The organism is Halopseudomonas yangmingensis (assembly GCF_900114825.1).
Lineage (GTDB): Bacteria > Pseudomonadota > Gammaproteobacteria > Pseudomonadales > Pseudomonadaceae > Halopseudomonas > Halopseudomonas yangmingensis.
The window spans coordinates 369,647-389,184 of the sequence record NZ_FOUI01000002.1; the positions used below are offsets into that span (position 1 = coordinate 369,647).

At 61.0% G+C, this 19,538-nt stretch carries 18 protein-coding genes; 14 read left to right on the forward strand and 4 right to left on the reverse strand.

The genetic code is table 11. The annotated features are described in order from the left end of the window. Positions 1-173: 173 nt before the first annotated feature. From BMZ23_RS03880 to BMZ23_RS03925, 10 genes are all read left to right on the forward strand, one after another. Positions 174-947, forward strand: a complete 774-nt coding sequence (locus tag BMZ23_RS03880) for a gamma-glutamyl-gamma-aminobutyrate hydrolase family protein (RefSeq protein ID WP_093472952.1) — start codon at positions 174-176, stop codon at positions 945-947. Further along, positions 944-2,290 (forward strand): glutamine synthetase family protein, encoded by a 1,347-nt coding sequence (locus BMZ23_RS03885; protein WP_093472955.1) that lies wholly within the window; start codon positions 944-946, stop codon positions 2,288-2,290. The genes BMZ23_RS03880 and BMZ23_RS03885 overlap by 4 nt, the downstream gene beginning before the upstream one ends. A gap of 14 nt (positions 2,291-2,304) precedes the next feature. Next, on the forward strand, positions 2,305-3,678 hold the full coding sequence (locus tag BMZ23_RS03890; protein ID WP_093472958.1) for an aspartate aminotransferase family protein: 1,374 nt from the start codon (positions 2,305-2,307) through the stop codon (positions 3,676-3,678). A 321-nt stretch (positions 3,679-3,999) separates the two neighbouring features. Further along, positions 4,000-5,088 (forward strand): polyamine ABC transporter substrate-binding protein, encoded by a 1,089-nt coding sequence (locus BMZ23_RS03895; RefSeq protein WP_218143563.1) that lies wholly within the window; start codon positions 4,000-4,002, stop codon positions 5,086-5,088. Positions 5,089-5,150: 62 nt separating this feature from the next. Next, positions 5,151-6,287 (forward strand): polyamine ABC transporter ATP-binding protein, encoded by a 1,137-nt coding sequence (gene potA / locus BMZ23_RS03900; protein WP_093472964.1) that lies wholly within the window; start codon positions 5,151-5,153, stop codon positions 6,285-6,287. After that, positions 6,284-7,189 carry an ABC transporter permease subunit gene (locus BMZ23_RS03905; protein ID WP_093472967.1) on the forward strand — a complete coding sequence of 302 codons (906 nt, stop codon included), beginning with the start codon at positions 6,284-6,286 and terminating at the stop codon, positions 7,187-7,189. The genes potA and BMZ23_RS03905 overlap by 4 nt, the downstream gene beginning before the upstream one ends. Beyond that, positions 7,186-8,046, forward strand: a complete 861-nt coding sequence (locus BMZ23_RS03910; RefSeq protein ID WP_093472970.1) for an ABC transporter permease subunit — start codon at positions 7,186-7,188, stop codon at positions 8,044-8,046. Before BMZ23_RS03905 ends, BMZ23_RS03910 begins: the two co-directional genes overlap by 4 nt. A gap of 230 nt (positions 8,047-8,276) precedes the next feature. Further along, complete coding sequence (locus tag BMZ23_RS03915) at positions 8,277-8,882, forward strand: TetR/AcrR family transcriptional regulator (protein ID WP_093472973.1); 606 nt, start codon at positions 8,277-8,279, stop codon at positions 8,880-8,882. 40 nt (positions 8,883-8,922) lie between these two features. Next, a complete protein-coding gene (locus BMZ23_RS03920; protein ID WP_093472976.1) occupies positions 8,923-9,405 on the forward strand; it encodes a GXWXG domain-containing protein in 483 nt (160 codons plus the stop codon). A gap of 103 nt (positions 9,406-9,508) precedes the next feature. Beyond that, positions 9,509-10,639 (forward strand): pyridoxal-phosphate-dependent aminotransferase family protein, encoded by a 1,131-nt coding sequence (locus BMZ23_RS03925; protein WP_093472978.1) that lies wholly within the window; start codon positions 9,509-9,511, stop codon positions 10,637-10,639. A 47-nt stretch (positions 10,640-10,686) separates the two neighbouring features. On the opposite strand, the gene BMZ23_RS03930 is transcribed toward BMZ23_RS03925, so the two are convergent. Together BMZ23_RS03930 and BMZ23_RS03935 are read right to left on the reverse strand one after the other, a co-directional pair. Continuing rightward, positions 10,687-11,418 (reverse strand): VC0807 family protein, encoded by a 732-nt coding sequence (locus tag BMZ23_RS03930; protein ID WP_093472980.1) that lies wholly within the window; start codon positions 11,416-11,418, stop codon positions 10,687-10,689. A 100-nt stretch (positions 11,419-11,518) separates the two neighbouring features. Further along, positions 11,519-12,496, reverse strand: coding sequence for a calcium/sodium antiporter (locus BMZ23_RS03935; protein ID WP_093473152.1), 978 nt, complete (start codon positions 12,494-12,496; stop codon positions 11,519-11,521). A 143-nt stretch (positions 12,497-12,639) separates the two neighbouring features. On the opposite strand from BMZ23_RS03935, the gene BMZ23_RS03940 reads away from it, so the two are divergent. From BMZ23_RS03940 to BMZ23_RS03955, 4 genes are all read left to right on the forward strand, one after another. After that, positions 12,640-13,065: a DsrE family protein gene (locus BMZ23_RS03940; protein ID WP_093472983.1), complete on the forward strand. Its 426-nt coding sequence runs from the start codon at positions 12,640-12,642 to the stop codon at positions 13,063-13,065. A gap of 15 nt (positions 13,066-13,080) precedes the next feature. After that, entirely contained in the window at positions 13,081-13,617 is a 537-nt protein-coding gene (locus tag BMZ23_RS03945; protein ID WP_093472985.1) for a rhodanese-like domain-containing protein, read from the forward strand. A gap of 147 nt (positions 13,618-13,764) precedes the next feature. Then, entirely contained in the window at positions 13,765-15,003 is a 1,239-nt protein-coding gene (locus tag BMZ23_RS03950) for an efflux RND transporter periplasmic adaptor subunit (RefSeq protein WP_093472989.1), read from the forward strand. Beyond that, a complete protein-coding gene (locus BMZ23_RS03955) occupies positions 15,000-18,143 on the forward strand; it encodes an efflux RND transporter permease subunit (protein WP_093472992.1) in 3,144 nt (1,047 codons plus the stop codon). The genes BMZ23_RS03950 and BMZ23_RS03955 overlap by 4 nt, the downstream gene beginning before the upstream one ends. 11 nt (positions 18,144-18,154) lie before the next feature. Here BMZ23_RS03955 and BMZ23_RS03960 read toward each other — a convergent pair whose 3' ends face one another. Together BMZ23_RS03960 and BMZ23_RS03965 are read right to left on the reverse strand one after the other, a co-directional pair. Beyond that, positions 18,155-18,454, reverse strand: coding sequence for a metal-sensing transcriptional repressor (locus BMZ23_RS03960; RefSeq protein WP_093472995.1), 300 nt, complete (start codon positions 18,452-18,454; stop codon positions 18,155-18,157). Between the two features lie 109 nt (positions 18,455-18,563). Continuing rightward, positions 18,564-19,499, reverse strand: a complete 936-nt coding sequence (locus tag BMZ23_RS03965) for an SPFH domain-containing protein (RefSeq protein WP_218143560.1) — start codon at positions 19,497-19,499, stop codon at positions 18,564-18,566. Positions 19,500-19,538: the final 39 nt, after the last annotated feature.

A 19,538-nucleotide genomic window follows, 5' to 3' on the forward strand; every position in this document is an offset into this window, starting at 1 on the left:
ACCGCCTTGCAGACCTTTGCACAGGGGCTCTGCCGTGCCTGCAAAGGGCGCATCAACGCACGAAAAAAGGGCAACCACAGGACGCTCAGCCGGCTTTGTACAATCGATTTTTTGCTGCTATCGTGTAAAAAATTGAACAACAACCGATCCTCAACCATCTGACAAACCTGTTTATGCCCTGCACACCGAAACCCGTCATAGGTATAAGTTGCTGTATCCAGCAGGTCGGCCCACACCCGTTCCATATGGCCGGCGAGAAATACATTCTGGCCGCCCAACTGGGTGCCGGCGGACTCCCCTTACTGATTCCTTCGCTGGGCAACCAGCTCGACAATCTGGCACTTCTCGACAGCATAGACGGCCTGCTGCTGACCGGCTCGCCATCGAATGTCGAGCCGCACCACTACCAGGGCCCGCCGAGTGCCGAGGGCACCCACCACGACCCGGCCCGTGATGCCACCACCCTGCCGTTAATCCGCGCCGCCATCGAGCGCGGCATTCCGCTGCTGGGCATCTGCCGCGGCTTCCAGGAAATGAACGTGGCGCTGGGCGGCAGTCTGCATCAGCGACTGCATGAAACCGGCCTGTTCCAGGAGCACCGCGAGGACAAGGAACAACCACTGGATGTGCAGTATGGGCCAGCCCATCCGGTGCGACTGAGCGAGGACGGCCTGCTGGCCAGCCTCTACAGCTACCGCCAACCCATGGTGAATTCCTTGCATACCCAGGGTGTCGAACGTCTGGCACCCGGCCTGCGCGTCGAGGCACAGGCCGAGGACGGACTGATCGAGGCATTCAGTCTGCCGGACGCCGCCGGCTGGGTGCTGGCCGTGCAGTGGCACCCGGAATGGAAGGTGCTGGACAACCCGTTCTACCAGTCGATATTTACCGCCTTTGGCAACGCCTGCCGGGCCTATCACGCTGCGCGCGCGCAGAGGAACCCATGAACAAGATCGAGAACTGGCTCAAAGAACACAAGATCACCGAAGTTGAATGCATGGTCAGCGACCTGACCGGTATCGCCCGGGGCAAGATTGCCCCGACCATGAAGTTCATCTCGGAAAAGGGCATGCGCCTGCCCGAGAGCATCCTGTTGCAGTCGGTCACCGGCGACTACGTCGAGGACGACATCTATTACGACCTGCTGGATCCGGCCGATATCGACATGATCTGCAAGCCGGACGAGAACGCCATCTATCTGGTGCCCTGGGCGATCGAACCGACCGCGCAGATCATCCATGATTGCTACGACAAGAACGGCCTGCCGATCGACATGGCACCGCGCAACCTGCTGAAGAAAGTGCTCAAGCTTTACGCCGACAAGGGCTGGCAGCCGCTGGTGGCGCCGGAGATGGAGTTCTACCTGACCCGTCGCAACGAGGACCCGGACCTGCCGCTGCAGCCGCCGATTGGCCGTTCCGGGCGTCAGGAAACCGGCCGCCAGTCGTTCTCCATCGATGCCGCCAACGAATTCGACCCGTTGTTCGAGGACATGTACGACTGGTGCGAGGCCCAAGGCCTGGATCTGGATACGCTGATCCACGAGGAAGGCACCGCGCAGATGGAAATCAACTTCCGTCACGGCGACCCCTTGATGCTCGCCGACCAGGTGCTGGTGTTCAAGCGCACCATGCGTGAAGCGGCGCTGAAGCACGATATGACCGCCACCTTTATGGCCAAGCCGATCACCAACGAGCCTGGCAGTGCGATGCACCTGCACCAGAGCATCATCGACCGTAAAACCGGCAAGAACATCTTCTCGAATGCCGATGGCAGCATGAGTACGCTGTTCCTCAACCATATCGGCGGGCTGCAGCGTTACATCCCCGAGGTGCTGCCGCTGTTCGCACCGAACGTCAACTCGTTCCGCCGCTTCCTGCCGGACACCTCGGCACCGGTAAACGTCGAATGGGGCGAGGAGAACCGCACCGCCGGCCTGCGCGTGCCGGACTCCGACCCGCAGAACCGCCGGGTGGAAAACCGCCTGCCGGGTGCCGACGCCAACCCCTACATCGCCATCGCCGCCAGCCTGCTGTGCGGCTACCTGGGCATGACCACCGGCATCGAGCCATCACCGCCGGTCAAGGGCCGCGCCTATGAGCGGCGCAACCTGCGTCTGCCGCTGACCCTGGAGTCGGCGCTGGAGTGCATGGAGCAGTGCAAGGAAATCGAGGCAGTACTCGGCAGAAAGTTCTGTCGCGGCTATGTCGCGGTAAAACGCGCCGAACATGAAAACTACAAGCGGGTGATCAGCTCCTGGGAACGTGAGTTCCTGCTGCTGACCGTCTGAGCGGAGGCCTGTTGATGAAGTCTGCCGAAACCCTGAGTACCCGTCGCCTGCAGGAACTGGATGCCGCGCACTACCTGCATCCGTTCACCGACCACAAGTCACTGGGCGAGCGTGGTGCACGCATCATCGAACGCGCTGACGGCGTCTACCTGTGGGACAGCGAGGGCAACCGCATTCTCGATGGCATGGCCGGCCTGTGGTGCGTGAATGTCGGCTATGGTCGCAGCGAGCTGGCCGAGGCAGCCTATAAACAGATGCTCGAACTGCCCTACTACAACAGCTTCTTCCAGTGCGCCCATCCGCCAGCGGTCAAGCTGGCGGCGGAAATCGCCGCACTGGCCCCGGCGCACATGAACCGGGTGTTCTTCACCGGTTCCGGCTCCGAGGCCAACGACACCGTGCTGCGCATGGTGCGCCGTTACTGGGACCTTAAAGGCCAGCCGGGCAAGAAGACCATCATCAGCCGGATCAACGCCTACCACGGCTCCACCGTGGCCGGCGCCAGCCTCGGCGGCATGCTACCGATGCACGAGCAGGGTGACCTGCCAATCCCCGGCATAGTGCACATTGCCCAGCCCTACTGGTATGGCGAGGGTGGCGACATGGACCCGGAGGAATTCGGGCTATGGGCGGCGCGCCAGCTGGAAGCGAAAATTATCGAACTGGGCGAAGATCAGGTCGCCGCCTTTATTGCCGAGCCGATCCAGGGTGCCGGCGGCGTGATCATTCCCCCGGCCAGCTACTGGCCGGAAATCAAACGCATCCTCGGCAAGTACGACATTCTGCTGGTGGTTGACGAGGTCATTTGCGGCTTTGGCCGCACCGGCGAATGGTTCGGCAGCCAGTATTACGACCTGCAGCCGGACCTGATGCCGATTGCCAAGGGCATGACCTCCGGCTACCTGCCGATGGGCGGGGTGATAGTTGCCGACCGGGTCGCCGACACGCTGATCGAACACGGCGGCGAATTCTTCCACGGCTATACCTATTCAGGGCATCCGGTGGCCGCCGCCGTGGCGCTGGAAAACCTGCGCATCCTGCGCGATGAGGGCATAGTCGAGCGGGTACGCACGGAGCTGGCACCCTGCTTGCAGAGCAAGATTGCCCGACTGGCGGAACACCGACTGGTCGGAGAGGTGCGCGGTGTCGGCATGCTCGGCGCCATCGAGCTGGTACGCAACAAGCAGACCCGCGAGCGCTTCCCCGACAAGGGCAGCACCGGTACCCTGTGCCGCGACCTGTGTGTTGCCAATGGACTGGTGATGCGCGCGGTGGGCGATACGCTGATCATGTCTCCGCCGCTGGTAATCAGTCCGGCGCAGATTGACGAACTGGTTGATACAGCCTGGAAGTGTCTGGATCTGGCTGCACTGAAACTGGGCGTCTGAGAAATACCGGCCCATTCAAGGGCGTCACAACAGAACAACAAGAACAGGTGTTGAACATGCTGAACAGTGCGACTGCGAATGTCGAACGGATCGACGCAAAAGTATGCAAACGGCGGTTTGCAGCATCTATCCGAACGCCACGCGCTTGAATACACTTTTCACGCCGGCCGGACCGCTGCATGGTCCGCACCAGCGTCAGGGCAGCATCGCGGTCAGTGTGCTGCCATCCGCAACCGACCGGAGACGTGCTTCGGTCAACACCAGAACGGCAGGCCGCCAAGCAACGGACCTGCGACAGGAGACGCCATGAAACATTCCATCATGCACAATACCCTGCTGGCGCTGGCCAGCGCCGGCCTGCTGACCAGTGCCACCGCCCAGGCGGCCGGCTCGCTAAAAATCTTCAACTGGTCGGACTACATCGCCGAGGACACCATTGCCAATTTCGAGAAGGAAACCGGCATCAAGGTGACCTATGACGTCTACGACTCCAACGAAACCCTGGATGCGCGCCTGCTCACCGGCCGTTCCGGATTCGATGTGGTAGTGCCGTCCAACCACTTCCTCAGCAAGCAGATCGATGCTGGCGTCTATCAGGAACTCGACCACAGCAAGCTGACCAATATGGCCAACCTTGACCCGGCGCTGATGGCCCAGCTGGAAGAGGTAGGTCTGGGCACCCGCTATGCCATCCCCTACATGTGGGGCACTAACGGCATCGGCTACAACGTCGACAAGGTCACCGCCATTCTCGGCGAGGACGCCCCGCTGGACTCCTGGGATCTGGTATTCAATCCGGAGATCGCAGCCAAACTGGCCTCTTGCGGCATCTCCATGCTGGACTCCGGCGATGACATGATGACCTCGGCGATGGGCTACCTGGGCCTGGATCCGAACAGCAACGATGCCGATGACCTGAAAAAAGCCGAAGACCTGCTGATGAGCGTGCGTGGCTCGGTTCGCTACTTCCACTCCTCGCGTTATATCAGCGACCTGGCCAATGGCGACATCTGTGTGGCTGTCGGCTTCTCCGGTGACGTGTTCCAGGCAGCCGACCGCGCCAATGAAGCCGAGAACGGCGTCAACATCGCCTATAGCATTCCCAAGGAAGGCACCCAGCTATGGTTCGACATGATGGCTATCCCCAAAGATGCCCCGAATGTCGCCAACGCCCACACCTTCATCAACTACATCCTGCGCCCGGAAGTGGTAGCACCGATCACCGACTACGTGGCCTATGCCAACCCGAACAAGGCGGCCAACGCACTGGTTGATCAGGATATCCTCAACGATCCGGCGATTTACCCCACCGAGGAAGTCATGGCCAAGCTGTACATTGCCAAGCCTCGCCCGCTGGCTGCCCAACGCATCGTTACCCGCTCCTGGAACCGGGTCAAATCCGGCCGTTGAACCCTGACGCGCGGGGGCCTCGGGTCTCCGCGCCGCTGTTAACCTGACGTGCGGAGTGTCCTATGGTGGATGTGGCAGGCGCCATGAAGCAGGCGACGACCCGGGCCAAGCCCGAAGAATTCGTGCGCATCGAACGGGTCAGCAAACGCTTTGACGACGCGCTGGCAGTCGACGACGTGAGTCTGACCATCAACCGTGGCGAAATCTTCGCCCTGCTCGGTGGTTCCGGTTCCGGCAAATCAACCCTGCTGCGTATGCTGGCCGGATTTGAACGCCCTACCGAGGGCAAGGTATTGCTCGACGGCCAGGACATCACGGCCCTGCCGCCCTATGAGCGCCCGATCAACATGATGTTCCAGTCCTATGCACTGTTCCCGCATATGACCGTGGAGCAAAACATCGCTTTCGGCCTGAAGCAGGACAAACTGCCCAAGGCGGAAATTAGCGAGCGTGTGGCCGAAATGCTCAAACTGGTGCACATGACCCAGTTTGCACGACGCAAACCTCATCAGCTATCTGGCGGCCAGCGTCAGCGCGTGGCCCTGGCCCGCTCACTGGCCAAACGCCCCAAGCTGCTGCTGCTGGATGAACCCATGGGCGCACTGGACAAGAAACTGCGCACCCAGATGCAACTGGAGCTGGTGGAAATCATCGAACGGGTCGGCGTGACCTGCATCATGGTCACCCATGACCAGGAAGAGGCGATGACCATGGCCCAGCGCATCGCCATCATGCACCAGGGCTGGATCGCCCAGGTCGGTTCGCCAATGGATATCTATGAAAGCCCGGTCAGCCGGCATGTCGCCGAGTTTGTCGGCAGCGTGAATATTTTCGAGGGCCAGATTACCGCCGACATGGAAGATCACGCGATCATCGAATGTCCGCAACTGCCCCGCCCGATCTATGTCGGACACGGCATCAGCACCCGCGCCGAAGACCGCAGCGTCATGTTTGCCCTGCGCCCGGAAAAACTCTGGGTCAGCAAGGAAGAACCGGAAGGCGAGTTCAACTGGGCTGAAGGCACAGTGCATGACATTGCCTATCTCGGCGGCCATTCGGTCTATTACATACGCCTCGACAGCGGCATGCTGGTGCAGGCGTTCTTTGCCAACGCCGAGCGCCGCCAGCAACGCCTGACCTGGGACGAGCGGGTGTTCGTCAGTTGGGAAGGTGACAGCGGCGTGGTACTGCAGTCATGAAATCGCCGCTCAGACGCCTGCTGCCGAATGGCCGCTTCTGGGTCATTCTGGTTCCCTACCTGTGGCTGCTGCTGTTCTTTCTGCTGCCGTTTGCCATCGTCGGCAAGATCAGCTTTTCCCAAGCGGCGATTGCCATTCCGCCCTACGAGCCCATCTTCAGCTGGGCCAACAACACCCTGAATGTCGCGCTCAACGTCGGCAACTACCTGTTTCTGGCCAGCGACAGCCTGTACTTTGCCTCCTATCTTGGCTCCCTGAAGATCGCCTTTTTCTCGACGCTGATCTGCCTGCTGATCGGCTATCCGATGGCCCATGCGATTGCCCGCGCACCACGCGACCGCCAACTGGTCTACCTGCTGCTGATCATGATGCCAACCTGGACCGCGATCCTGATCCGTGTGTACGCCTGGATGGGTATTCTCAGCACCAACGGCCTGCTCAATTCGACGCTGATGTCACTGGGCCTGATCAGCAGTCCGCTGCAGATTCTCAACACCAACACGGCCGTGTATATCGGCATCGTTTACGCCTACCTGCCCTTTATGGTGCTGCCGCTATACGCCAATCTGGTCAAGCATGACGATACCCTGCTGGAAGCCGCCATGGACCTGGGTGCCAGCCGCATCAAGGCGTTCTGGACGGTAACCATCCCGCTGTCAAAAAGCGGCATCATCACCGGATCGATGCTGGTATTCATTCCGGTAGTGGGCGAGTTCGTGATCCCTGAGCTGCTCGGCGGTCCGGACACCCTGATGATCGGCAAGGTGCTGTGGCAGGAGTTCTTCAACAACCGCGACTGGCCGGTGGCCTCGGCGCTGGCGATCGTGATGCTGGCGATCCTGCTGATTCCGATCACCCTGTTCCATTACAACCAGGCCCGGGAAATGGAGAAGAACCAATGAACAGCAGTCACCGCTTCTCCAGCCTGATGCTGTGGCTGGGGCTGGCGTTCATCTATCTGCCGATGATCATTCTGGTGATCTACTCCTTCAACGCCTCACGGCTGGTGACTGTCTGGGGCGGCTGGTCGGTGCACTGGTATGTCGGCCTGCTGGATAACACCCAACTGATGAACTCGGTCAAACGCAGCTTGCAGATCGCCTTCTACACCGCCACCGCCGCCGTCGCTCTGGGTGTGCTGGCCGCCTTCGCCATGACCCGGATCAAACGTTTCCCCGGTCGCACGGTATTTTCCGGCATGGTCACCGCGCCGCTGGTGATGCCTGAGGTGATCACCGGTCTGTCGCTGTTGCTGCTGTTTGTGGCCATGGCCCAGTTGATTGGCTGGCCGGCCGAGCGCGGCATCATGACTATCTGGATCGCCCACACCACCTTTGCCACCGCCTACGTGGCACTGGTGGTCAGCAGCCGCCTGCGCGAGCTTGACCAGTCGGTGGAAGAAGCGGCGATGGATCTTGGTGCGCTGCCGTGGAAAACCTTCCTGCTGATCACCGTGCCGATGATCGCCCCGTCGATTGCCGCCGGCTGGCTGTTGGCTTTCACCCTGTCACTGGATGACCTGGTGCTGGCCAGCTTTGTTTCCGGACCGGGCGCCACCACCCTGCCGATGGAAGTATTCTCGGCCGTGCGACTGGGCGTCAAACCGGAGATCAACGCGATTGCCAGCGTGATCCTGCTCGCCGTGTCACTGTTCACTCTGTGCGCCTGGCTGTTGGTGCGCAGTGCCGACAAGCGCAGCCGGCAACTGCCGCCGGACGACGACAGCAACACTGGCAGCAACCAGCCGCAGTCATCCTGAGCACTACCTGACAATCCCCGCCGCCGACCACTTGCCAGCCCCCCTTGGCAAGTGGTCGGCATTGGCTTACCCTTAATTCGGAATGAACATTCACTCTAATCCGCATTCAGGAGCCAGCCATGCACCGTCACGACCCACAGCAAGCACCACCAGCGCTCGATTGCCGACACTGCAGCCACTAACACCCAAGCGGGACTGTACAGCCGGATAGTTCAAGATAGAATCCGCACATGCAAACTCGAACAGCTGCCAGCAAACAGCCAGCGCCCCGGATCCGGGACAAGCGTGCTGCCATCCTCAAGGCGGCCCTCAAGGTATTTGCCGAGGGCGGTGTGAATGGCGTGCCGATGCCGGCACTGGCCGAACAGGCCGGAGTGGGCACAGGAACCATTTACCGCTATTTCGCCAGCAAGGAAATACTGGTCAATGAGCTGTTCCGCGAACAGAAGGCCGCCGTCGAGCAGCGCCTGTATGGCGGGCTGGACCTGCAGGCTCCGCCCAGGCAGCTGTTTGAGCAGATCTGGGAGCGTATGCTTGGCTACAGTCGCGAAGCACCGGATGCCTACCGTTTTCTCGAGTTGCAGGATCACCGTCCATACCTGGATCAGCAGAGCCGCGAAACGGAGCTGCGCCTGCTCAGACGCATCGCCTCCCAGTACCGGGCCTTGCAGCAGCGCGGCATCTTCCGCAATGACCTGCGCGCCGAAGTACTGATGACCCTGGTCTGGGGCGCCTTTGTGCACCTGGTCAAGGCCGAGCGCGATGGCCACATGCAGTTGAGCAACGCCGACGTGGAAGCCGCGCGCAACGCCTGCTGGGCACTCTGTACTGGCTGACAGTCCCTCGGATTAGCATTCAACCAACCGAGGAAGACCGATGAAGAAAGCAAGGAACCTGCTGGCAGCCGCGCTGCTGGCATCCACCACGGCCACCAGTGCCACAGAGGCGGAAACACAGCTGCTGCAGATGATCGCCAGCGGTCAGGCCTATAGCGCCGAGCAACTGATGCCGTTATTCGAACAGCTGGAGCCGGTCAGCATCGAATTCATGCTGGGCACCTGGAAAGGCGGCAAGTTTGACGGCGGCAGCGAACCGGACCCGATCAACTGGTACGGCAAACGCTTCAACTCGGAAAATGACGTCGAACCGCTGCTGGTCTACGGCGCCGACGGCGGCATCGCCACCTACGAAGCCCTGGGCCGCGCCCAGCTGCGCGAAATACGCTATGCCGGCACGGTGTCGGCGGCGCTGATCTACGACAAACAGCCGATCATGGACTACTTCCGCAAGGTGAATGACGATCTGGTCATCGCCTTGGCGACATCAAGGGTAAGCCGACCGACTTCTTCTTCCACCTAAGCCGCGAACAACCCTGATCAAAGCGGCATTTTCGGGTTAGGATGGTGCCAGCGCCCGGAGTATTCCTCCGGGCCTTTCCATTTCCGATCAGGAGCATCACAACGTGTCTCGTCTGGTTCCCGCCATCGACCCGGATGGCCTTCTCGAATATTCGGTTGTGTTCACCGACCGCTCGCTCAACCACATGTCGCAGACGTTCCAGCAGGTCATGCGCGACATCTCCGGCACCCTCAGGGACGTCTACCAGGCCGATGCCGTCGCATTGGTCCCGGGTGGTGGCACCTACGGCATGGAGGCAGTGGCCCGCCAGTTTGCCCGCGGCAAACGCTGTCTGGTAATCCGTAATGGCTGGTTCAGCTATCGCTGGAGCCAGATTTTCGAGATGGGTGGCATGCCGTCTGAAGAACGCGTGCTAAAGGCCCGCCGCGTCAGCGAAGGAAGCCAGTCAGCCTTCGCCCCCTGTCCGATAGAAGAAATCGAAGCTGAAATCCGCACCTTCAAGCCGGACCTGGTATTTGCCCCGCATGTAGAGACAGCCTCGGGCATCCTGCTGCCGGACGACTACCTGCAACGCATCGGCGCGGCGGTCCGCGAGCACGGTGGTTTGTTCGTACTCGACTGCATCGCCTCCGGTACCCTGTGGGTGGATATGCGCGCCAACCTGGTTGATGTGTTGATCAGCGCCCCGCAGAAAGGCTGGAGCGCCTCCCCTTGCAGCGCACTGGTAATGCTCGGCGATCGCGCCGTACCTGTCCTCGAGCAGACCAGTAGTGACAGTTTTGCCTGTGACCTGAAAAAGTGGCGGCAGATCATGCAGGCCTACGAGAACGGGGGGCATGCCTATCACGCCACCCTGCCCACCGATGCCTTGCTGAAGTTCCGCGACACCATGCTGGAAACCCGCGACTACGGCTTCGAGCGGGTCCGCGACGAGCAACTGCAGCTCGGCCGTGCGGTGCGCCAATTGCTCGCCGAAAAGGGTTTTGCCAGCGTTGCCGCCAGCGGCTTCGAGGCACCGGGCGTGGTCGTCAGCTACACCGGCGACGACAGTATTCACAACGGCAAGGCGTTCATGGCAGGTGGCCTGCAAACCGCTGCCGGCGTACCGCTGATGTGTGATGAAGGCGCAGACTTCAAGACCTTCCGCCTCGGCCTGTTCGGTCTGGACAAGCTGCACAATATCGAGCGCACACTGGACAACCTCAAGCAGGCACTCGCCAGCATCAAAGGCTGACAACAGCGGCCGGGGCACAGGCATCCGCCTGTCGCCCCGGCAAACGCTCAACGCCCGGCGGCTTTCTCCAGATGCTGCGGTGCGACCATCTCTTCCATCTTCAGGCCGGTCAGACCATGGATGGTTCGCCACAGGTACAGCAGTATCCCCATCATCATCAGCATCGAGGGAATCGCGATCATCGGGTAGCTAACCAGCGTCATGCGCCCCAGCTCCTCGTTGAACGCCTGAGTACCGGCCGGGCTGACCACTATCCACTTGGCGACTATGTAGTTCATCGCCGAAGAAAAGAAGAAGGTTCCTGCGAGAAACCAGGTAGCACGCAGCAGGCGCAGATCGAAGATTTCCAACAGCCCGCGCTCTTCAAGACGCTGGTGTATCAGTTCGGTATTCAATACCTTGGGGTTGAAGAGCAGGGTACGGATCAGCGGATAGCGGGTACGCGTGGACAGCAACACGGCCAGACCAATGATGCCGGGCACTGCCGCCTCCTTGACCGCCAGCCACTGCGGATCAAGCTTTAACAGGCCAATGCCGCCCGTCAGGCCGACGCTTATCAGACCAAGCAGGGCAATCCAGTTGTACTTGCGGTAACGCACAAGTTCGAACAGTCCCCAGCCGAGCGGAAAGGCCAGCGCCAGCAGCAAGGCCTGGGTTGCCCCCAGGTGCTGGTCACCACTGAACTTCATCAGAATCACGGAAGGAATGACGATGCTTACCAGCAGGTCAACCAGCGGACGGGGCTTGTGTTCGGGGTATCGGGTATTGCTGTCAGTCATCACGATTCAGGGTATTGCGGTATGTGGCTGGCCATCATACACCTTGGCAGGCACAGCGCACCGGTGAATCCGACCGGATGCGCTACCTGATGTGTCGATATCAGAACCAGCCAATGATGGTGCCGGCCAGGTAACCGGTATAACAGGCATATACCAGCAGCAACAGGCCGCCCTCGATACGGTTGACCCTGCCCCCACGGCCGTTGATACCCAGGCCTATGACGAACAAACCCAACGTCAGCAACGCCATCAGCATCCAGTCACGCCAGAGCACCACGCTTTCCACATCCAGCGGCATGATGGCACCGGCCAGACCGACCACGGCCAGAGTATTGAACAGCCCTGAGCCGATGATATTACCCAATGCCAGATCATGTTCATTCTTGCGGATTGCAGCCAGCGACGAGGCCAGCTCCGGCAATGACGTCCCGACCGCCACTATGGTCAACCCGATAATCAGTTCGCTGACTCCCAGGCTTTGCGCCACAGTCACCGCCCCCCAGACCAGCAGACGCGAGCTGAGAACAAGCACCAGCAAACCAAATGCCAACCAGAACAATGCCCGACGCAGCGGCATGGCCGCTTGCACCAGCTCCCCTTGAGCATGAGCCGCCAGCTTGTCATCCTTGTTGCGCACCCCTTGCACAATCGACCACCCCATCAACAAGGCAAACACCCCCAGCAACACCCAGGCGTCGGCACGGCTGATTTGCCCGTCCAGCAACTGCGCACCGGCCAACAGGGTCACCCCAAGCAGAATCGGCAGTTCACGGCGCACCACCTGGGAGCTGACAGCAATCGGACTGATCAACGCCACCAGTCCGATAATCAACGCGATATTGGTAATGTTCGAGCCGTAGGCATTGCCCAGCGCCAGCCCGGGATTCCCCTGCGATGCTGCCAACGCTGACACCACCAACTCTGGGGCCGAGGTACCAAAACCGATGACCAGCATGCCGATCAGCAGCGGGGGCATACCGGCATGCACCGCCGTCGCCGAGGCACCATCAACAAAGCGATCGGCGCTCCACACCAGAACAATCAGACCAGCAACGATAGCGGCAAAGGCAAGCAACATGAACAGAGACTCCAGGCGGATAAGGGCAGCCATTATGAGGCAATCGCCGTCAGCCCGCGATATCGCGTTACAGCTTCCCGATGCGGGCCAGGAAGCATTGTGCTTTAATACCCCATACCGTATATCAACAGGAGTGACCCTCAATGCGTATGATCACAACTCTGGGCGCAATTGCCGCCCTTACAGCAGCCTTCACAGCTCACGCCGACAACGCCGAACGTCACCTGCTCCTGCTCAACAGCGGCTCCCTGCAAACCCAGGGCATGGCACTGGTGCTGGGCAATGCCATTGCCGAACGCGGCCACAGGGTGGATGTATTGTTATGTGACAGCGCCGGCGACCTGGCACTCAAGGATGCCGCACCAGCCGCTCTGGAGCCGCTCAAGGCCAGCCCGGTCCAGTTGCTTGGCAAACTGCAACAGGGTGGCGCCACTGTCAGCGTGTGCGCCCTGTACCTGCCGAACAGCCCGCATGACAGTAACGACCTGCGAGAGGGGATCACGGTTGCCACGCCACCAGCGATCGCTGAGCGCATGACCGCCGCCGATACCCGCGTTCATATCTTCTGATTCAGGGAGCGCCCCATGAAATACTGGATCACCCTTCTGGCACTGGCTTTCACATCCAACCTGCTGGCAGATGACTTCGGTATCACCCCTGCCGACACCCATGCGCTGGTCACGCAACAACCTGACAAGGTGCTGTTCATTGATGTGCGTGATCCGGTAGAAATCATGTTCATCGGTCATCCGCAAGGTGCTGATGCCAACATCCCCTTCCTGCTGGTCGACCGTTCCGACTTTGACGCACAGAACACCCGCTTTCGCCTGAACCAGAACCCTGACTTTGCCGCTTCTGTAGACGCGGCGCTGGCTGCCAAAGGACTGGACCGCAGTGCGCCCGTCATCACTATCTGCCGCTCCGGCAGCGAGCGTGGCGAACCCAGCGCCAGCTTTCTGCGCGAACAGGGCTTTGCCGATGTCCGCTATGTCATCAACGGCTTCCAGGGCAGCAGCCGCAAGGACGCACCGCAGCAAGGCATGCGCACTGAAAACGGCTGGCAGAATGAAGGTCTGCCCTGGTCGGCCCGGATAAACCCGGAAACCATCTTCAGACCCTGACCCCGCGAAACTGCCGCCGACGCGCGACTGCCCGTTGCGAGCCGGCGGGCAGCTCTTGCCCCGCACCCTGTATTCCGGCTATACAGTCCCAGCATCCGGCAGCCGTCAGGATTGGCTGCAAACCAACACAAAACAACAGGACTCCCCATGCGCAAGCGCACCTTACCCCTCCTTATAGTTGCCATCGGCATTCTGGGGTTTATCCTGCTGCGCATCACCCGGCCCGAACCAGAACCGGCCACCCCGACCGAACGCAGTTGGCGGGTAGAAACACAGACCATCATCCCGCAACAACTGCAAGCCAACCTGACGTTGTACGGCACACTGGAATCACCCGAGCGCTTCACTGTGGTAGCCCCGCTGGCCGGGCGCATTTCCGCACTGCCTGTGCGCGATGGCGGGCAGGCCCGTCAGGGGCAAGCACTTCTACAGCTCGATCCGGCCGACATCCAGCCGCGTTTGGCCCAGGCCCAGGCCGAACTGGACGATATTGAAGCCCAATTGCAAAGCGAGAAGCTTGGCAACAGCAACGACCGTGAGGCGCTGGCACTGGAACGCCGCCTGATGGACAACGCTGAACGCAACCTGCAGAGGGTCACCCAGCTGGTCGAACGCGAGTTGGCGCCGCGCTCCGAACTGGACAACGCCCGCGACCTGCATGACCGCGCCCAGCTCACCCTGAGCAACCGGCAACGCAGCCTGAACACCTTCAATGCCCGACTGGCGGCATTGCAGGCGCGACGAGAACGAGCCGCCGCCAACCTCGATGCGATTCGCCGGGATGTCGAGCGCAGCCAGCTGGCTGCGCCCTTTGACGGGCTGGTCGCCAACCTGCGGGTTGCAGTAGGCGACCAGGTCAATACCAACGCCCCGCTACTGGATTTCTACCCCCTTCAGGGCATGGAGTTACGCGCCCTGCTGCCACACCAGCACAGTCAGGACTTCCTCGATGCACTTGCCGCCGGCGAGCAGCTGGATGCCCGTAGCCTGGGCCGCGAACGCCCGCTGCAACTGGTGCTTGAGCGTATCGCCGGCCAGGCCGATGCCCGCGGCGTCGAGGCACTGTTCCGTGTACTCAACCCCGGTCCCGAACTGCGCCTTGGCAGCCTGCTGGCAATCAGTGTCGAGCGTCCCACCCGTGGCCTCAACGTAGCGCTTCCCTACACCGCACTCTATGGCAACGACAGCATCTACCAACTGGTAGACGGGCGCATGCACCGCCTGCAGATTGAACGGGTGGGCGAACAACTGGGCGAGAACGGCGAGCGGCTGATTCTGGTGCGTTCCGGGCAGCTTGAAAGCGGCATGCAGATCATCACCACACACTTGCCGAATGCCGTTCAAGGCCTGCGTGTCGACAGCGTCACGGAGGAGTCGGCACCATGAGCCGCTCGCTCAGCCCGTTGGGTTTTTTTGTAAGGCACAAGGTAGCCGCCAACCTGATCATGCTGTTGATGATTGGTGGTGGCCTGCTTGGCCTGTCGCGCATGAATATCCAGTTCTTTCCCAACTTCGCTCTGGATTTCGTCACAGTGCGGGTGGTCTGGACCGGTGCTGCCGCCGAGGACATCGAGCAGGCCATCACCATTCCGCTGGAGCAGCGCCTGCGCAGCCTGCCCAATCTGAAAAACATGACATCCACCTCGGCCCAGGGCGTATCCAGCATCACCCTGGAGTTTCGCGAAGGCACTGATCCCATCATTGCCCTGGACGACACGCGCCAGCAGGTCGACGAGTTCCGCAACCTGCCGGGAGACGCCGAAAAGCCCGAAGTGACCCGAGTGGCCCGCTACGAGCCGATCGCCAGCCTGGTGCTGTTCGGCCCCTACACTGACCATGAACTGCGCAGCCTGGCCAACCGCTTCGAGCGCGAACTGCTGTCACGCGGCATCGACAAGGTGGAAATCCGCGGCCTGCCCAAACAGCAGATCAGCATAGAGGTGGGGAGCACCAGCCTACAACAACTGGGCTTGTCCCTTGACCAGCTCGGAGACCGTGTAGCCGCCACCTCCCGCGACCTCCCCGCCGGTCTTGTCGGCGACGACGAAGCCGCCCGCGAGTTGCGCGCCATCGAACAAAGACGCAGCCCTGCCGGCTTTGCCGACCTGCCCCTGCTACCGGGCAGCAACAGCCATCTGCTGCTCGGCGACATTGCCGATATCCGTCTCGAACCCATGCGCAACCAGCCTTTGGTAAGGCATGCCGAACTACCCGCCGTTGAACTGCAACTACAGCGAGCGGAAACCGGCAACTCGCTGAAGTCCGCACGCATCCTTGCTGACTGGCTCGAGGAAGTCCGTCCCGGACTGCCACCGGACATGGGGCTGCACATCTACGATGAAGCCTGGCAACTGATCAACGACCGCATCAGCCTGCTGGTCAATAACGGCATTACCGGCCTGCTGCTGGTAGTGCTGCTGCTCTATCTGTTCCTGCCCGGACGCGTTGCGCTCTGGGTTGCCATCGGCATTCCCACTGCCTTTATGGCAGCGCTGCTGGTGTTCTGGCTGATCGGCGGCAGCATCAACATGATGTCGCTGTTCGCCCTGATCATGGCGCTGGGGGTAATCGTCGACGACGCCATTGTGGTCGGCGAAGATGCCGACGCACATTTCCGCAGTGGCGAACAGGCCGAATATGCCTCCGAAGGTGCGGCAAAACGCATGCTCTGGCCGGTACTGGCCTCCTCGTTGACCACCATCGCCGCCTTCATGCCACTGCTGATGGTGGGCGGCATCATCGGCAACATCCTCAAGGATATTCCGGTGGTGATGATCTGCATCCTGATCGCCTCGCTGGTGGAGTGTTTTATCGTTCTGCCACACCACCTGCGCTCGGCCTTCAACCCGTCGTCCCGCAGCAACAATAAACCCGGTCGACTGAGCGCGCTCGGCGGCTGGATCGAAAGGCGGCGCGACCGCTTCGAGCAGCGCTTCGAGCAACTGCGTGATGGCCCCTTCCGGCGGCTGTCGGCCTGGACCCTGAGCCATCGCAGCGCCACCCTGGCCATCGCATTTACCTGCGTAATGCTGACCGCCGGCCTGGTCAGCAGCGGCCGCCTGGGCTTTACCTTCTTCCCGACACCCGAACCACAGGTGCTCTACGCCAACGCCAGCTTTGTTGCCGGCACGCCCAAATCGGTAGTCGATGACTTCCTGCTACACCTGGAACAGACCCTCAACCAGACCGAGAACGAACTGGGCGGCGATCTGATCCTCACCGCCATTACCCGTCGTGGCGAAATCATCGGCGCTGCCGGCATGGGCAGGCGCGGCGACCAACTGGGCTCGCTACTGATAGAACTGACGTCGCCGGATCATCGCGATGTGCGCAACCAGACCTTCATCCGCGCCTGGCAAGACAACATAGAGATGCCGCCCGGCATTGATCGTCTTACCGTCAGTGAGCGCGTTGCCGGCCCGCCCGGCAAGGATGTCAATGTTCGCCTGACCGGCGAAGACCCGATACGGCTCAAAGCGGCCGCCGATGCCGTTGGCGTGATGCTGGGAGGCATCGAAGGGGTGCTCAGCACCGAGGACGACATGGCCTGGGGCCGTGAACAACTGGTATACAGCCTGACGACCTATGGTCAGTCCCTGGGGCTAAGCACCCAAAGCCTCGGACGTCAGCTGCGTGCTGCCTACGATGGCCGTCTGGTACAGATTTTCCAGCGTCAGTCGGACGAAGTCGAAGTGCGCGTACAGTTGCCGCGGGATGAACGCGGACGTCTGGCCAGTCTGGCCGAACTGAATATCCGCCTGGATGACGGGCGCTTTGTGCCCCTTGAGCAGGTGGCGCGCTTCTCCGCCCAGCAGGGTTTTGAAGCACTGCGGCATGCCGACGCCCGGCTGGCGGTCGAGATCACCGCCGATATAGATCTCAGCCGCACCAACGCCGGACAGGTTCTGGAAAGTCTGGGCAAAGTGCTGCCGCAAGTAGCCGCCGAACACAATGTGCGCTACAGCTTTGAGGGTCGTTCTGCCGACCAGCGCGAAACCATGGCGGACATGCGCGCCGGCCTGCTGATCGGTGTATTGCTGATGTACGCCGTGCTGGTCTGGGTGTTCGCCTCATGGTCGACACCACTGATTGTCATGGCCGTGATACCGCTGGCGCTGGTCGGCGCGTTACTCGGTCACTGGGTGCAGGGAATGAGCATCACCATGCTGTCACTGTTCGGCCTGTTCGGCCTGTCCGGCATCGTGGTCAACAACTCGATTATTCTGGTGAGCTTCTATCAGACCCAGCGCCAGCGCGGGCTGGACATCAACGAAGCGATCAACCAGGCCGTGGTACAGCGTATGCGCGCGGTGCTGCTGACCTCGCTGACCACCATCGGCGGCCTGCTGCCACTGCTGTTCGAAACCTCGCTGCAGGCACAGTTCCTGATCCCGATGGCGACCTCGATCGCCTTCGGACTGGGCTTCTCCACCCTGCTGGTACTGCTGGTGATACCGGCATTGCTGTCGGTACTGGAGGAACTCAAGGAGCGCCGCGCATCCCGCACAGCACCAGAGGAAGCCTGAAGCGCAAGCCTTCAGGTGTACTTGATAAAGATCTTGCGCACCCGCTCCACTGCCTCGGCAGCGTTCTGGTCGGGCTCCTGCAGGGTTTCTTCAATCAGACAGGTCAGCATCAGCCGGTAGGCCTTGTCCAGTGCACTGCGCGAGGCGGAAAACTGCTGGGCCACAGCCTCGCAGGGTTCACCACGCCGAATCATCGCCTGAATCCCGCGGATCTGCCCCTCGACCCTGGCAAGACGCTGCAACATGGCCTTCTGGCGATCGGCAGCAGCCTCGCACTCGATATTTTCTGATACTGCCGGCGTCTCGCTCATCTCTGCTCCAAACTGGATAACCGGCGCCGGTCCACCCGGCGCCAGTGACAGTGTATGCCGATTTACCTGCAGCGGCCATCCTGAATGAGACGGTTTTGCACCTCTGACCTCAGCTGCCTGACTGACTCTTGCCCGCCACTTCCAGCGTACGGGTAATCGCCGCCACTGCGCCGCCGATATTGCTCAGCTCCGCCGGCAGAATCATGGTGTTGTTGGTTTTCGCCAGCTTGCCGAATTCATGCACGTACTGCTCCGCCACCCGCAGAGCCACCGCGTCCTTGCCACCCTGAGTATTGATCGCTTCGGCCACCCGGCGCAGACCTTCTGCTGTGGCCGTGGCAATCAGCTCGATCTCACGGGCCTTGCCCTCCGCCTCATTGATCTGGCGCATCTTGTCCGCTTCGGACAGGTTGATGGTCTCCTGCTTCATACCCTCGGAAACGTTGATCTTGGCCTGACGCTCACCTTCGGACTGCGCCACTACGGCGCGCCGTTCCCGCTCGGCGCGCATCTGCTTTTCCAGGGCGTCGAGGATGGTTGCCGGCAGCTCGATATCGGCGATCTCGTAACGTAGCACCTTCACACCCCAAGGCTTGGCGGCATCATCGAGCGCCTGCACCACCTGCACGTTGATGGTCTCACGCTCCTCGAAAGTCTTGTCCAGATCAATCTTGCCGACTACCGAACGCAGCGTGGTCTGCGCCAACTGCATGGCCGCATAGCGGTAGTCATTGATGCCGTAACTGGCCTGCTTGGGATCCACCACCTGCAGGTAGATCACCCCATTCACCACCACCTGGATATTGTCCTTGGTCACACAGGCCTGACGCGGCACATCAATCGCCTCCTCCTTCAGCGTGTGCTTGTAGGCGATACGGTCGACAAAGGGAATCAGCAAGTGAAAGCCGGCTTCCAGGGTCTTCACATACTTGCCCAGACGCTCAACCACATAGGCCGAACGCTGCGGCACAATCTGTGCCGTCTTGGCGATGGTGACAATAATAAGCGCGAGAAACGCCAGTGAAATCAGTGTAACGATATCCATACGATTGATCCTTGCTTGCTGTTGTTGTGCGAATGTGCC

Excerpts from the sequence above, each read along its gene's own strand:
- BMZ23_RS03880 (WP_093472952.1), top strand. The coding sequence starts at position 174 with ATGCCCTGCACACCGAAACCCGTCATAGGTATAAGTTGCTGTATCCAG.
- BMZ23_RS03885 (WP_093472955.1), top strand. The coding sequence starts at position 944 with ATGAACAAGATCGAGAACTGGCTCAAAGAACACAAGATCACCGAAGTT.
- BMZ23_RS03890 (WP_093472958.1), top strand. The coding sequence starts at position 2,305 with ATGAAGTCTGCCGAAACCCTGAGTACCCGTCGCCTGCAGGAACTGGAT.
- BMZ23_RS03895 (WP_218143563.1), top strand. The coding sequence starts at position 4,000 with ATGCACAATACCCTGCTGGCGCTGGCCAGCGCCGGCCTGCTGACCAGT.
- potA (WP_093472964.1), top strand. The coding sequence starts at position 5,151 with ATGGTGGATGTGGCAGGCGCCATGAAGCAGGCGACGACCCGGGCCAAG.
- BMZ23_RS03905 (WP_093472967.1), top strand. The coding sequence starts at position 6,284 with ATGAAATCGCCGCTCAGACGCCTGCTGCCGAATGGCCGCTTCTGGGTC.
- BMZ23_RS03910 (WP_093472970.1), top strand. The coding sequence starts at position 7,186 with ATGAACAGCAGTCACCGCTTCTCCAGCCTGATGCTGTGGCTGGGGCTG.
- BMZ23_RS03915 (WP_093472973.1), top strand. The coding sequence starts at position 8,277 with ATGCAAACTCGAACAGCTGCCAGCAAACAGCCAGCGCCCCGGATCCGG.
- BMZ23_RS03920 (WP_093472976.1), top strand. The coding sequence starts at position 8,923 with ATGAAGAAAGCAAGGAACCTGCTGGCAGCCGCGCTGCTGGCATCCACC.
- BMZ23_RS03930 (WP_093472980.1), bottom strand. The coding sequence starts at position 11,418 with ATGACTGACAGCAATACCCGATACCCCGAACACAAGCCCCGTCCGCTG.
- BMZ23_RS03935 (WP_093473152.1), bottom strand. The coding sequence starts at position 12,496 with ATGTTGCTTGCCTTTGCCGCTATCGTTGCTGGTCTGATTGTTCTGGTG.
- BMZ23_RS03940 (WP_093472983.1), top strand. The coding sequence starts at position 12,640 with ATGCGTATGATCACAACTCTGGGCGCAATTGCCGCCCTTACAGCAGCC.
- BMZ23_RS03945 (WP_093472985.1), top strand. The coding sequence starts at position 13,081 with ATGAAATACTGGATCACCCTTCTGGCACTGGCTTTCACATCCAACCTG.
- BMZ23_RS03950 (WP_093472989.1), top strand. The coding sequence starts at position 13,765 with ATGCGCAAGCGCACCTTACCCCTCCTTATAGTTGCCATCGGCATTCTG.
- BMZ23_RS03955 (WP_093472992.1), top strand. The coding sequence starts at position 15,000 with ATGAGCCGCTCGCTCAGCCCGTTGGGTTTTTTTGTAAGGCACAAGGTA.
- BMZ23_RS03960 (WP_093472995.1), bottom strand. The coding sequence starts at position 18,454 with ATGAGCGAGACGCCGGCAGTATCAGAAAATATCGAGTGCGAGGCTGCT.
- BMZ23_RS03965 (WP_218143560.1), bottom strand. The coding sequence starts at position 19,499 with ATGGATATCGTTACACTGATTTCACTGGCGTTTCTCGCGCTTATTATT.